Source organism: Pseudomonas sp. LB1P83, assembly GCF_054897885.1.
In genome coordinates, this window is sequence record NZ_CM142709.1 from 4,256,555 (window position 1) to 4,268,450 (window position 11,896).

Annotated in this window: 12 protein-coding genes; 3 read left to right on the forward strand and 9 right to left on the reverse strand. The window is 60.3% G+C overall.

Going from position 1 to position 11,896, the window contains the following annotated elements; genetic code table 11:
• Nucleotides 1-99: 99 nt before the first annotated feature.
• The 4 genes from kdpC to kdpF all read right to left on the reverse strand — a co-directional run bounded on the left by kdpC (nt 100) and on the right by kdpF (nt 4,742).
• Nucleotides 100-645 carry a potassium-transporting ATPase subunit KdpC gene (kdpC, locus tag ACYZTY_RS19510; protein WP_461955080.1) on the reverse strand — a complete coding sequence of 182 codons (546 nt, stop codon included), beginning with the start codon at nt 643-645 and terminating at the stop codon, nt 100-102.
• 236 nt (nt 646-881) lie between these two features.
• Nucleotides 882-2,939, reverse strand: coding sequence for a potassium-transporting ATPase subunit KdpB (gene kdpB, locus ACYZTY_RS19515; protein ID WP_461955081.1), 2,058 nt, complete (start codon nt 2,937-2,939; stop codon nt 882-884).
• A 10-nt stretch (nt 2,940-2,949) separates the two neighbouring features.
• Nucleotides 2,950-4,644 (reverse strand): potassium-transporting ATPase subunit KdpA, encoded by a 1,695-nt coding sequence (kdpA, locus tag ACYZTY_RS19520; RefSeq protein WP_461955082.1) that lies wholly within the window; start codon nt 4,642-4,644, stop codon nt 2,950-2,952.
• 8 nt (nt 4,645-4,652) lie between these two features.
• Entirely contained in the window at nt 4,653-4,742 is a 90-nt protein-coding gene (gene kdpF / locus ACYZTY_RS19525) for a K(+)-transporting ATPase subunit F (RefSeq protein ID WP_007899818.1), read from the reverse strand.
• Nucleotides 4,743-5,138: 396 nt separating this feature from the next.
• On the opposite strand from kdpF, the gene eat reads away from it, so the two are divergent.
• Together eat and ACYZTY_RS19535 are read left to right on the forward strand one after the other, a co-directional pair.
• On the forward strand, nt 5,139-6,503 hold the full coding sequence (gene eat / locus ACYZTY_RS19530) for an ethanolamine permease (RefSeq protein WP_461955083.1): 1,365 nt from the start codon (nt 5,139-5,141) through the stop codon (nt 6,501-6,503).
• Between the two features lie 138 nt (nt 6,504-6,641).
• A complete protein-coding gene (locus tag ACYZTY_RS19535; RefSeq protein WP_094468421.1) occupies nt 6,642-6,809 on the forward strand; it encodes a DUF2897 family protein in 168 nt (55 codons plus the stop codon).
• A gap of 93 nt (nt 6,810-6,902) precedes the next feature.
• Here ACYZTY_RS19535 and ACYZTY_RS19540 read toward each other — a convergent pair whose 3' ends face one another.
• Together ACYZTY_RS19540 and ACYZTY_RS19545 are read right to left on the reverse strand one after the other, a co-directional pair.
• Complete coding sequence (locus tag ACYZTY_RS19540) at nt 6,903-7,754, reverse strand: urea carboxylase-associated family protein (protein ID WP_461955084.1); 852 nt, start codon at nt 7,752-7,754, stop codon at nt 6,903-6,905.
• 15 nt (nt 7,755-7,769) lie between these two features.
• Entirely contained in the window at nt 7,770-8,423 is a 654-nt protein-coding gene (locus tag ACYZTY_RS19545) for a GntR family transcriptional regulator (protein WP_461955085.1), read from the reverse strand.
• A 176-nt stretch (nt 8,424-8,599) separates the two neighbouring features.
• Between ACYZTY_RS19545 and ACYZTY_RS19550 the strand changes: the two genes are divergently transcribed.
• Entirely contained in the window at nt 8,600-9,157 is a 558-nt protein-coding gene (locus ACYZTY_RS19550; protein WP_461955086.1) for a TetR/AcrR family transcriptional regulator, read from the forward strand.
• On the opposite strand, the gene fabF is transcribed toward ACYZTY_RS19550, so the two are convergent.
• The 3 genes from fabF to ACYZTY_RS19565 all read right to left on the reverse strand — a co-directional run bounded on the left by fabF (nt 9,154) and on the right by ACYZTY_RS19565 (nt 11,789).
• Nucleotides 9,154-10,428, reverse strand: a complete 1,275-nt coding sequence (fabF, locus tag ACYZTY_RS19555; RefSeq protein ID WP_461955087.1) for a beta-ketoacyl-ACP synthase II — start codon at nt 10,426-10,428, stop codon at nt 9,154-9,156. The two genes, ACYZTY_RS19550 and fabF, sit on opposite strands and share 4 nt — an antisense overlap.
• Before the next feature lie 32 nt (nt 10,429-10,460).
• Nucleotides 10,461-11,255, reverse strand: coding sequence for an SDR family NAD(P)-dependent oxidoreductase (locus tag ACYZTY_RS19560; protein WP_461955088.1), 795 nt, complete (start codon nt 11,253-11,255; stop codon nt 10,461-10,463).
• 198 nt (nt 11,256-11,453) lie between these two features.
• Nucleotides 11,454-11,789 (reverse strand): ComEA family DNA-binding protein, encoded by a 336-nt coding sequence (locus tag ACYZTY_RS19565; protein ID WP_461955089.1) that lies wholly within the window; start codon nt 11,787-11,789, stop codon nt 11,454-11,456.
• Between the last annotated feature and the right edge of the window lie 107 nt (nt 11,790-11,896).

Genomic DNA, 11,896 nt, shown 5'->3' on the forward strand with positions numbered 1-11,896 from the left:
GTGATTATTCTGTTGCCATCGCTAGCAGGCTAGCTCCCACATTTTGAAATGCATTCCCCTGTGGGACCTAGCCTGCTGGCGATTGGCGCCACCACCGATCTACAGGTTTTCCAATGCCGCATTCAGCGCCAACACATTAACCACCGGCGGGCCCACCAATGGCTGCTCGATATGCGCATCCATCAATTGCTGGAGGGTCGCCACCGGCAGATTACGCGCCGCCGCAACTCGCGCCAGTTGATAGGCAATCGCCGCCGGTGGCAAGTGCGGATCGAGGCCGCTGCCGGAGGTGGTGAGCATGGCCAACGGCACTGGCCCCTGACCTGGCACCAGCAGTTTGCTGGCATCGTCAATCACGCGAGTTGCGAGCGCCGGGTTGCTCGGCGAAAGGTTGCTGGCGCCGCTCGACACCGTGGCAAACGCACCGGCGGAGGGCCGTGGGTGGAACCAGGCATCACCAACGAAATCCTGGGCAATCAGCGACGAGCCACGGACCTTGCCGTCGGCGTCGCGCACAAGGCTGCCATTGGCTTGATCCGGGAACGCGACCTGGGCAACGCCGGTGACGACCAGGGGGTAAGCGACGCCGGTGATCAGGGTCATCAGCACGAGCAGGCTCAGGGCCGGACGTATCATTGTGGACATTTCAAAATCCTCGAAATTGGAGAAGTTATGGGGTGTCAGGAAAATCCAGCCCCTCACCCCAGCCCTCTCCCCACGGGGGAGAGGGGAAAGGGAGCCGATCTTCGTGCCTTTCAAAACCTGAGTTCGACCTGGTCTCTCAGGTCGCTAAATTTCGCAAGACATCCGAAATCAGTCCCCTCGCCCCACGGGCGGTCCGACGTTTCGGGAGGGCTAGGGTGAGGGGGTCGATTTCAGCCTCAAACCAGATGCAACGCCGTCAACAGCATGTCGATCGCCTTGATCCCCACGAACGGCACCAGAATCCCGCCCAGTCCATAGATCAACAGATTGCGTCGCAGCAACGCCGCCGCACTGGCCGCCTGCACTCGCACACCACGCAGCGCCAGCGGAATCAACACCACAATGATCAAGGCGTTGAACACGATCGCCGACAGAATCGCGCTTTGCGGACTGGTCAAGTGCATGACGTTCAGCACGCCCAATTGCGGGTAGATCGAGGCGAACAATGCCGGCAGGATGGCGAAGTACTTGGCCACGTCGTTGGCGATGGAAAACGTCGTCAACGCACCACGGGTCACCAGCAATTCCTTGCCGATTTGCACCACGTCCAGCAGCTTGGTCGGGTCGCTGTCGAGGTCGACCATGTTCGCCGCCTCACGTGCCGCTTGTGTGCCATCGTTCATCGCCATGCCGACGTCAGCCTGGGCCAGGGCCGGGGCGTCGTTGGCGCCGTCGCCGCACATGGCGACCAGACGACCGTCGTTCTGTTCGTGGCGAATGCGCGCCAGTTTTTTCTCTGGCGTGGCCTCGGCCAGCACGTCATCGACGCCCGCTTCGGCGGCAATGGCTGCGGCGGTCAGCGGGTTGTCACCGGTCACCATGACCGTGCGGATCCCCAGTTTGCGCAGCTCGGCGAAACGCTCGCGGATGCCAGGCTTGACCACGTCCTTGAGGTGGATCGCGCCGAGCAATTTACCCTCGGCGCAAACCAGCAACGGCGTGCCGCCGCTCTGGGCGATCTTGTCGATTTCCCGGGACAGCGGCGCGGCCAGGTCAGCGCGTTTCAGACCGACGAAAGCCAGCAGCGAATCGACCGCACCTTTGCGATACACGCGACCTTGATAGTCAACACCGGACAAACGGGTTTCGGCGCTGAACGGCACCGCGGTCAACACGTCAGCGGAGGGCTCAGGTTGCGGATGAATCCCACGCAGGTACTCAACGATGGACTTGCCTTCAGCGGTGTCATCGGCCAGCGAAGCGAACAACGCACCTTCGGCCAATTCCTTCGCGGTCACGCCGGGCGCTGCATAAACAGCGGTGCAGCGACGGTTACCGAAGGTGATGGTGCCAGTCTTGTCCAGCAGCAGGACGTGCACGTCCCCCGCCGCTTCCACGGCACGACCGGACTTGGCGATTACGTTCAGGCGCACCAGACGGTCCATCCCGGCGATCCCGATGGCGGACAACAAACCGCCAATGGTGGTCGGAATCAGCGTGACCAATAACGCCACCAGGAACACCAGCGGCAGGCTGCCGTTGGCGAAGTGGGCGAACGGTTGCAGGGTGACGACCACCAGCAGGAAGATCAGGGTCAGGCCGATCAGCAGGATGTCGAGCGCGACTTCATTAGGCGTTTTCTGCCGTTTGGCACCTTCGACCAGAGCGATCATGCGGTCCAGTGTCGACTCGCCGGGGTTGGCGGTAATGCGCACCAACAGCCAGTCGGAGACCAGACGGGTGTTGCCGGTGACGGCCGAACGGTCGCCCCCGGACTCACGGATCACCGGCGCGGATTCACCGGTAATCGCCGCTTCGTTGACGGCGGCGATACCTTCGATTACCTCGCCGTCGCCAGGGATCATTTCCCCGGCCTCAACGCGCACCACATCGCCTTTGCGCAGGGTGGTCGCCGGCACTACTTGAAAGACGCCGTTACTGGTTTTGCGGCGGGCACTCAAGCCTTCGCTGCCGGCCTTGAGGCTGTCGGCGCGGGCCTTGCCGCGACCTTCGGCCAGGGCTTCGGCGAAGTTGGCGAAGAGCACGGTGAACCACAACCACAGTGCGATTTGTGCAGCGACGAAGGTCGGCACGGTGCTGTCGGGAATGAAGCACAGCACGGTGGTCAGGATCGCGGTCAGTTCGACCACCAGCATCACCGGCGCACGCTGCAATTGCCGTGGGTCGAGCTTGACGAAGGCTTGCACCAGCGCCGGGCGCCAGAGGGCCGAGATCGCGGTTTTCGGTTGTTCCGGCGCCTTGACGGTGGCGGTTTTAGTTACGGGCATATTCATCATCTAGTCCTCAGAATCCCATGCTCAGGTGTTCAGCAATCGGCCCCAGCGCCAAAGTCGGCAGGAAGGTCAAACCACCCACCAGCAAAATGGTCACGGTCAGCAGGGTCACGAACAGCGGACCATGGGTCGGGAAGCTGTTCTGGCCGATCGGTGCGGTTTTCTTCATCGCCAGGCTGCCGGCCAATGCCAGTACCGGGAGGATGTAACCGAAGCGACCGATCAACATGCCAAGACCGAGCATCAGGTTGTGGAACGCGGTGTTGGCACCGAAGCCGCCGAACGCCGAACCGTTGTTGGCACTGGCCGAGGTATAGGCATAAAGCAACTGGCTGAAACCGTGAGCGCCAGGGTTACTCACCGCCGCGACCGGACCGGGCAGGCTCGCGGCAATCGCACCGAGCACCAGCACGCCGACCGGCATCACCAGCAAGGTCACCACCAGCAGTTGCACTTCCCTGGCTTGCAGTTTCTTGCCGAGGTATTCCGGCGTGCGGCCGATCATCAGGCCGGCGAGGAACACCGCGATCAACACGTTGAGCAACATGCCGTAGAGCCCGGCACCGACGCCGCCGAAGATCACTTCGCCGACCATCATGTTGACCAGCGCGACCATACCGCTCAGCGGGTTGAGGCTGTCGTGCATGCCGTTGACCGAACCGTTGGACGCCGCCGTGGTGGTCACCGACCACAGCACCGTGGCGGTGGTGCCGAACCGTGCTTCCTTGCCTTCCAGCGGCGCGGTCTGTTCGACGGCGACGTTGTTCAGGGTCGGGTTCGGTTGGTACTCGGCCCACAGCGAAGTCGCACCGCCGATCAGGAACAGCGCCAGCATGCAGGCAATGATCGCGCGGCTCTGACGCAGGTCTTTCACGTAGTGGCCAAAGGTGAACACCAGGGCGACCGGGATCAGGATGATCGAGGTCATCTCGAACAAGTTGCTCCACGCCGTCGGGTTCTCGAACGGGTGCGCCGAGTTGACGCCGAAGAAGCCACCGCCGTTGGTGCCCAGTTGCTTGATCGCAATCTGGCTGGCGGCCGGGCCCAGTGGAATCACTTGGTCGACGCCTTGCATCGTCACGGCATTCACGTATTGCGCGAAAGTTTGCGGCACGCCCTGCCAGACCAGATACAGCGCCAGCAGCAGACACAGCGGCAACAGGCCGTAGAGGGTGGCACGGGTCATGTCGACCCAGAAGTTGCCGAGGGTCTTGGTCGATTTGCGACCGATACCGCGACACAACGCAACCAATACCGCCAGGCCGGTGGCGGCGCTGACGAAGTTCTGCACGGTGAGGCCGACCATCTGGCTCAGGTAGCTCAGGGACGCTTCACCGCTGTAGGCCTGCCAGTTGGTGTTGGTCATGAAGCTGATGGCGGTGTTGAACGCCAACGTCCATTCCTGACCCGGCAGGTTTTGCGGATTCAGAGGCAAGTGGTCCTGGAACAACAGGATCACGAACAACAGCAAGAAGCCCGCAAGGTTGAAGGCGAGCAGGGCCAAGGTGTATTTCTGCCAGCTCTGTTCGGCCTGTGGATCAACGCCGGCCACCCGATAACAGCCACGCTCCACAGGTCCCAGGATCGGTGTCAGCCAGGTGCGCTGACCTTCCATTACCTTGTAGTAGAACCGCCCGAGGAACGGTGCCGGGATCAGCACCAAGGCAAAGAAGGCCAGGATCAGCCAATAGTCATAACTGTGCATAGCCGCTCCTAGTTCCGGTCCGCGCGCAACAGCGCAACCAACAGATAAATGAACAGCCCCACTGCGAGTAGCAGTGACACCCCGTCCAGAACGCTCATGGAAGTTCTCCGTGTTACGGCGTATTGCCGCGTGTGGAGTGATTGTCGGCAGGGAGGCTGTAAAGGAGCGAGATCGAGGGGGTTGGCTGGGCATAAAGAAAGAGTAAAGAGTGGGTTTATGCCGGCGTTACAGCGATGTCCGGGCGGGCCCCTTCGCGGGCAAGCCTCGCTCCTACAAGGTCACAAGCGCCACGATTCCTGTAGGAGCGAGGCTTGCCCGCGAAGGCGGCATCACAGGCAACAACGCTCCGAACTGGCGCACAAAAAGTGCCCATCCACCACCGAACATCCCCGCAACGACGCCTTTTTACGCTTTACGACTGCCATCACAACACTGGCACGCCCACTGCAAACGCCCTCCCCCGAAGCTGTCCAAACCGTTCAGGGAGCAAACGCATGAACACACAACTCAAACCCACGCTGGGCACGTTGCACTTGTGGGGCATTGCGGTCGGGCTGGTAATTTCCGGGGAGTATTTCGGCTGGAGTTACGGCTGGGGCGTGGCCGGAACACTCGGTTTTCTGGTGACCTCCTTCATGGTCGCCACGATGTACACCTGCTTTATCTTCAGTTTCACCGAGCTGACGACGGCGATTCCCCATGCCGGCGGCCCCTTTGCCTACAGTCGTCGCGCCTTTGGCGAAAAAGGCGGATTGATTGCCGGGCTGGCGACGCTGATCGAATTCGTCTTCGCCCCGCCGGCGATTGCGTTGGCAATCGGCGCTTATCTGAATGTGCAATTCCCCGCCCTTGACCCGAAACATGCAGCGGTCGGCGCGTACATCGTGTTCATGGGTCTGAACATTCTCGGGGTAAAACTGGCCGCAACCTTCGAGTTGATTGTCTGCGTATTGGCCGTGGCGGAACTGCTGGTGTTCATGGGCGTGGTCGCCCCGGCGTTCAGCTTCAGCAACTTCGCACTCAATGGCTGGGCCGGTTCCGATGTGTTCGGGGCGCCGGCAATTGCCGGGATGTTCGCGGCAATTCCTTTTGCCATCTGGTTCTTTCTCGCCATCGAAGGCGCTGCCATGGCCGCCGAAGAGGCCAAAGACCCGAAACGCACGATCCCCAAGGCCTACATCAGCGGCATTCTGACCCTGGTATTGCTGGCCATGGGCGTGATGTTCTTTGCCGGCGGCGTCGGCGACTGGCGCACCCTCTCGAACATCAACGACCCGCTGCCGCAAGCGATGAAAACCGTGGTCGGCGAAAGCTCGGGCTGGTTGCACATGCTGGTATGGATCGGCCTGTTCGGTCTGGTGGCGAGTTTCCACGGGATCATCCTCGGCTACTCGCGACAATTCTTCGCCCTTGCCCGTGCCGGTTACCTGCCCGCGTCACTGGCCAAACTGTCGCGCTTTCAGACTCCGCACCGGGCCATCATTGCCGGCGGCGTCATTGGTATTGCAGCGATCTACAGCGACGGCCTGATCAACTTGGGCGGCATGACGCTGACCGCAGCGATGATCACCATGGCGGTGTTCGGCGCGATCGTGATGTACATCATGAGCATGCTCAGCCTATTCAAGCTGCGTAAAACCGAACCGAACCTGGAGCGCACTTTCCGCGCGCCGTGCTACCCCTTGGTACCGCTCATTGCGTTGATACTGGCGGTGGTGTGCCTGGTGGCGATGGCCTGGTTCAACACCCTGATCGGGTTGATCTTCCTCGGTTTCATGGCGGTGGGTTTCGTGTACTTCATGCTCACGGCGCAGTTGCGCGCGGATGCGCCGGCGGACGCGATGTTGACCGGGCTCTAAACAGTCGCGGTGCTGCTGTCGTATCAGGCATAGAATGGAAACACTGCGATGGAACCAGTGCGAAAATTCATCGCTCAAAGTGGTATGCACGATCGATTGGCGAAACCCGCCAATCGGCCTGCCCTCAAGGAGAGCCCTATGCCCTGGTATGCCTGGTTGATTCTGGTCGTTGCAATCGGCTCGATCGTTGGTGGTTTGATGATGCTGCGTGATACTGCCAACAAGGTCGACCTCACCGAAGAGCAACGTAAACGCGTCGCTGAACGCAACGCGGAAGCGGATGCCAAGGATGCGCAGGACCGCTGAAAAACTGCTGAACAGCTTCTGTAGGAGCGAGGCTTGCGCGCGAAGGCGATCTCAGGGACGCCTTCGCGGGCAAGCCTCGCTCCTACGTACCGATTATTTTTCCCAGTCCGCCTTGGCGATGTGCAAGCCATGCAGCCCTTTGTACGCTGCACGCTCCGGCTGGCTCCAGCCGGCGAGCAACGAATCCTCCAACCGATAAATCTCCACCCCCAACGGGCGACAGACGCTCAGCGGATCCTGTGCATCCGGCCCCCACATGGCCAGCGACAGATCACCACCCGGACAGGTCGACAGCGCACACAGCAAATCGATCTCGGCAAAGAACTCCAGGTAATCGCCCTTCTGCGCCGGACAGGCTTTCATGAAGTACATGTCGTCGTGGTTCAGGCCCGTGCACTGGAAAATGTTCAGCACGTCGTGCACGTCGAACTCGGTCAGGCCATGGGGCAACACGGCGCGAGTCAGGTTGGAGTGGCAGTGATGATGGAAGTCCTCGCCGGTGAGCATTTTGTTCACATAGGGATCGCAGCGAGTGCCCAACAAATCATGCAAGCGACCGCCATGTTCATCGATACCGTAACCCGCCAGGCTGTCGTCGGTGATGGTCACCAACGGGCGCAAAAAAGGTAGGTTCGACCAGAGCCGGTCGTGGGTGCTGACATGGGCGCCCTGTAATTGCCGGGTCCGCGCCGCCCATAGCCGCTCACGCGGATCGTTGGCATTCCAGACATTGAAGTCGCCGACTTGAGGGCCGACCGGCGTGGTCACGCGGAACACGTGCCCGGCCGGCACGTTCCAGGCCCGACCGGTGCGGATCGGCACTTCGAACTGCTCGATCAGCGTACGCCCCTCCCTCGTGTCGCGGATCCGTTCGTAGAAAGCTTTGTCCACCTGCAAGGCCGAGCCTTTGCTGACTTGATAGGCCGCCGGATAGTCTTTGTACATGGCAAGAATCCTCGATCAGTGACGGGAAATCGGTGCAAGCATCTGCAACAGGAGGTGTTCGGAATCGTCGAGATAAAGGCTCATGGCGTCCTCGGCCGCGGTTTTATCGCCCTCGGCCAGCAGGTCATGGATCTGCCGGTCGCGAGCCAGCCAGGGCGCCTGAAAGCGTGATTCATCGGGAGCGGTGCAGAACGCCAGGCGCAGTTGCGCAACGACGTTGGTGAAAAACTCATCGAACAATGGGCTGCGCAGTAGCCCGACGATGTGTTGATGAAACGCTAGGCTGTGGGTGCCGACGGCGCGCCAGTCCTCGCGCTCCCGCGCAAGCTCGGTGGCCTCCAGCGCCTCGAGCATCCGGACGGACTGGTCGTCGCGCAGTGGCGGGCTGACGCTGATGGCTTGCAGCTCCAGGGTACGGCGAACCTTGAACAGATCCCGCACATCATCCACGCCCAGCCTGCGCACCATCACGCCCTTGTTGCGCACGTAACGGGTCAGACCGTCCTGCCCCAGGCGGTGCAAGGCTTCGCGAATGGTGTTGCGGGAGGCGTTGTAGGCAGACACCAGATCGTTTTCCACCAGCGCCATGCCAGGCAGTAGACGCCCGCCAATGATGTCGGCGCGTATCTCCAATGTGATGTGGTCGGCCAGGGACAGTCCACTGTTCATGCTCATCGCCTCGTGATTGTTCAACAATCGTCAGCAGACAAGTAATCACTATTCGTGCCAGTTCATTCGAAGCGGCAGGAGGGAGTTGGACGTATCTGCATGCTTTTTAGAAGTAGAAGTACAGTCACCATCCCATTTTCATTGGTTAAGATGGCGCATTGTTGCGGAGATTCCAGATGCGTTACTCGCAGGACCATAAAGCACAGACCCATCAACGCATCATCAAGGAAGCCTCAGCGCGATTTCGCCGCGACGGTATCGGCGCAACCGGTTTGCAACCCCTGATGAAAGCACTGGGCCTGACCCACGGTGGTTTCTACTCGCATTTCAAGTCCAAGGACGAGCTGGTGGAAAAGGCCCTGCAGGCCGCCGCCGATCAGTGCGACGCCACCTGCGCCGAGCTCTTCGCTCAGGATCGCCCGCTGGAAACGTTCATCGATACCTATCTGTCCGAATGGCACCAGACCACACCCGATGAAGGTTGCCCGCTGCCGACCATGTCCTCGGAGCTGGGCCTGCGCGGACAACCCAGTCCGACCTCCGACGTGGTGCTCAATGCAAGGCTTGAACAAGTACAAGGCACGCTTGAAGGCGAAGATGCCGCCGACCACAGCATCTTCATTATGTCCGCCCTGGTCGGGGCGTTGCTGCTATCGCGCAGTGTCGAGAACCCGGAGCTGGCCCAGCGGATCCTCGACGTGACACGCGAATTTCTCAAACAGCCCCAGGACTAATCTTGCCAGCGCTTGAACAGCACGCTGGCATTGACCCCGCCAAACCCGAAGCCATTGGACAATGCGTACTCGATCGCCATCGGCCGCGCCTGACCGTGGACGATGTCCACACCTTGCGCCGCCGGATCCGGGTTTTCGAAATTGAGGGTGGGCGGCACGACCTGATCGCGGATCGCCAACAGCGTGAAAATCGCCTCAATCCCGCCTGCCGCACCCAGCAAATGCCCGGTGGCGGACTTGGTCGACGTCACCGCGATCTTGTTGTCCGAACCGAACAATGACTTGATAGCGGCCAGCTCTCCCAAGTCCCCGACCGGGGTCGAAGTCGCGTGAGCGTTGAGATGCTGCACCTGCACTGCAGAAATGCCCGCCTGAGCCAATGCCAACGACATCGCCCGGCGCGCACCGCTGCCATCTTCGGGGCCGGCAGTCAGGTGATAGGCGTCGGCACTGGTGCCGTACCCGACCAGCTCAGCCAAAGGTTGAGCGCCACGGGCAAGAGCATGTTCAAGTGATTCAATCACCAGAAGACCAGCCCCCTCGCCCATCACGAAGCCATCACGGCCACTGTCGAACGGCCGTGAGGCGCGCTCCGGTGTTTCGTTGTAACCGCTGGACAAGGCACGTGCCGCCGCGAACCCGGCCAGACTGACCCGATCGATCGCAGCCTCCGCACCGCCACACACAGCAATATCTGCCTCACCACAACGAATCAGCCGCGCGGCGTCACCGATCGCCTGGACGCCGGCCGCGCACGCCGTCACCGGAGCACCCAGCGGGCCTTTGAAACCGTGCTGGATTGACACATGACCCGCCGCAAGGTTGACCAGAAACGAAGGAATGGTGAATGGCGACAAACGTCGCGGGCCGCGAGTGTCCGTGGTCCGGACCGCATCGGCAATCGCGCCGAAGCCACCCACGCCCGAGCCGATAATCGTTGCAGTGCGCTCTTGGGCCTTGGCGTCCTGCGCTTGCCAACCGGCCTGCTCCAGCGCCTGACGCGCGGCCTCCATGGCAAACATAATGAAGCGGTCCATCTTCTTCTGCTCTTTGGGTGGCGTCGCCCGATCCGGGTCAAAACCCGCTTCGGGATCTTCCGCCACGGTGAGCACTGCGCCACCGACCTTGGCCGGCAGATCGGCGACCACTTCGTCAGGCAAATTACGCAACCCGGAGCGCCCGGCCAACAGACGCTCCCAGACCGCCTCAACATTGCTACCCAGCGGAGACACCAGGCCCATGCCCGTTACAACCACTCGACGATCACTCATGCCGCAATTACCTCAAGCCGATTGAAGACGCCTCACTTGTAACGCGCGGCGGCCGTACTTCTGGAAAGATTCGGGGCCATGACCAGGCGAGCCTTTACAAAGTCGTCCCAGTCGGAGGCGTTCGGCAACGATGGAATGGTGATCAGCTCACCCTGGTCCAGACCGGACAGTGCCGCATCGACCATTTCACCTGCTTCCATCACCATTTCTGCGGGAATCTGAGAAGCGTCGATACCGGAGCGTTCCCAGATTTCGGTGCGTGTTACGCCTGGCAACACGGCCTGGACCTTGACCCCGGTACCGTCCAGTTCCGCATTCAACGATTGGGTCAGACTTAGCACATAAGCCTTGCTTGCGCTGTAAGTTGCGTTGAATCGCTCAGGAAACAAGGCCACCACCGAAGCGATATTGATGATAGAACCCCGGCCCGCCTTGGCGAAGCTGGCGGCGGCTGCCGATGCCAGGCGTGTGACGGTGGTGACGTTCAGTTGAATCAGTTTTTCCATCTGATCCATGTCGCTATTTGCCAAAAGACCATCTGCGGCGACACCGGCGTTGTTCAGTAACAGGCTGATACTCGAATCACTGCGCAGACGCTGTTCAATCTTCAGAACGTCATCCTTTTGTGTCAGGTCTGCCTTGAGTACTTCGACCTGGACGCCATGTTCCGCGCGCAACTTGCTCGCCGCTGCCTGCAATCGTTCTTCGTCGCGAGCGACCAGCAAAAGATCAAAACCACGCGCCGCCAACCGCTCAGCGTAAATTGCACCGATACCGGAGGAAGCTCCGGTGACGAGGGCTGTACCTTGGGCCTGAACAGAGTTCATGAGCGTGCTCCTGGGAAGATGCGTTAGGAAGATGAGCGCCTGAGTGCTTCAGTGGACAGAGAAATTATTATAGGCATAATTTTAAGGAGATATGATAGTCGTAATTTTTCATGCCCCGATGAAAGGCCCGACACACCCGTTACGCCAAAATGAAAAAAGGCCGGTCAATGACCGGCCTCTTGGCTTGGATCTCTAAGCTTAGTTCACTTCCAGCTTTTCGCGGTTCTTATCCAGGATCGCTTTGCCTATCCCCTTCACTTCCAGCAACTCGTCAACAGACGAAAATGGGCCATTACTCTCGCGATACGCAACAATCGCCTTGGCTTTGGCTTCCCCGATACCGGATAGCTCACGCTGCAGCGTCGGTGCATCAGCTCCATTGAGATCGACTTTGCCAGACTGAGCCTTGGGTGCAACTTCCAGCATCAGAGGTGCATTGCCAGCCTCAGGTTTTGCCGCAGGCGCGGCGATGGCAGCAATAGAGGCGCTGGTCAGCAGGGCGAAAACCAGAGAGTAGAAATAGCCAGTACGCATAAATGAAGCTCCATAACATCGATTGAGAAAGCAGCTTTCCGAAGCTGCCTCCTAAACCTAGGCGATGTCTGGAGCCTGTCAAAAATGTGTCCGTTACAGGATGTGAA

Bases quoted from the DNA above. Each gene is read 5' to 3' on its own strand.
- kdpC (WP_461955080.1), bottom strand. From the start codon at position 645: ATGTCCACAATGATACGTCCGGCCCTGAGCCTGCTCGTGCTGATGACC.
- kdpB (WP_461955081.1), bottom strand. From the start codon at position 2,939: ATGAATATGCCCGTAACTAAAACCGCCACCGTCAAGGCGCCGGAACAA.
- kdpA (WP_461955082.1), bottom strand. From the start codon at position 4,644: ATGCACAGTTATGACTATTGGCTGATCCTGGCCTTCTTTGCCTTGGTG.
- kdpF (WP_007899818.1), bottom strand. From the start codon at position 4,742: ATGAGCGTTCTGGACGGGGTGTCACTGCTACTCGCAGTGGGGCTGTTC.
- eat (WP_461955083.1), top strand. From the start codon at position 5,139: ATGAACACACAACTCAAACCCACGCTGGGCACGTTGCACTTGTGGGGC.
- ACYZTY_RS19535 (WP_094468421.1), top strand. From the start codon at position 6,642: ATGCCCTGGTATGCCTGGTTGATTCTGGTCGTTGCAATCGGCTCGATC.
- ACYZTY_RS19540 (WP_461955084.1), bottom strand. From the start codon at position 7,754: ATGTACAAAGACTATCCGGCGGCCTATCAAGTCAGCAAAGGCTCGGCC.
- ACYZTY_RS19545 (WP_461955085.1), bottom strand. From the start codon at position 8,423: ATGAACAGTGGACTGTCCCTGGCCGACCACATCACATTGGAGATACGC.
- ACYZTY_RS19550 (WP_461955086.1), top strand. From the start codon at position 8,600: ATGCGTTACTCGCAGGACCATAAAGCACAGACCCATCAACGCATCATC.
- fabF (WP_461955087.1), bottom strand. From the start codon at position 10,428: ATGAGTGATCGTCGAGTGGTTGTAACGGGCATGGGCCTGGTGTCTCCG.
- ACYZTY_RS19560 (WP_461955088.1), bottom strand. From the start codon at position 11,255: ATGAACTCTGTTCAGGCCCAAGGTACAGCCCTCGTCACCGGAGCTTCC.
- ACYZTY_RS19565 (WP_461955089.1), bottom strand. From the start codon at position 11,789: ATGCGTACTGGCTATTTCTACTCTCTGGTTTTCGCCCTGCTGACCAGC.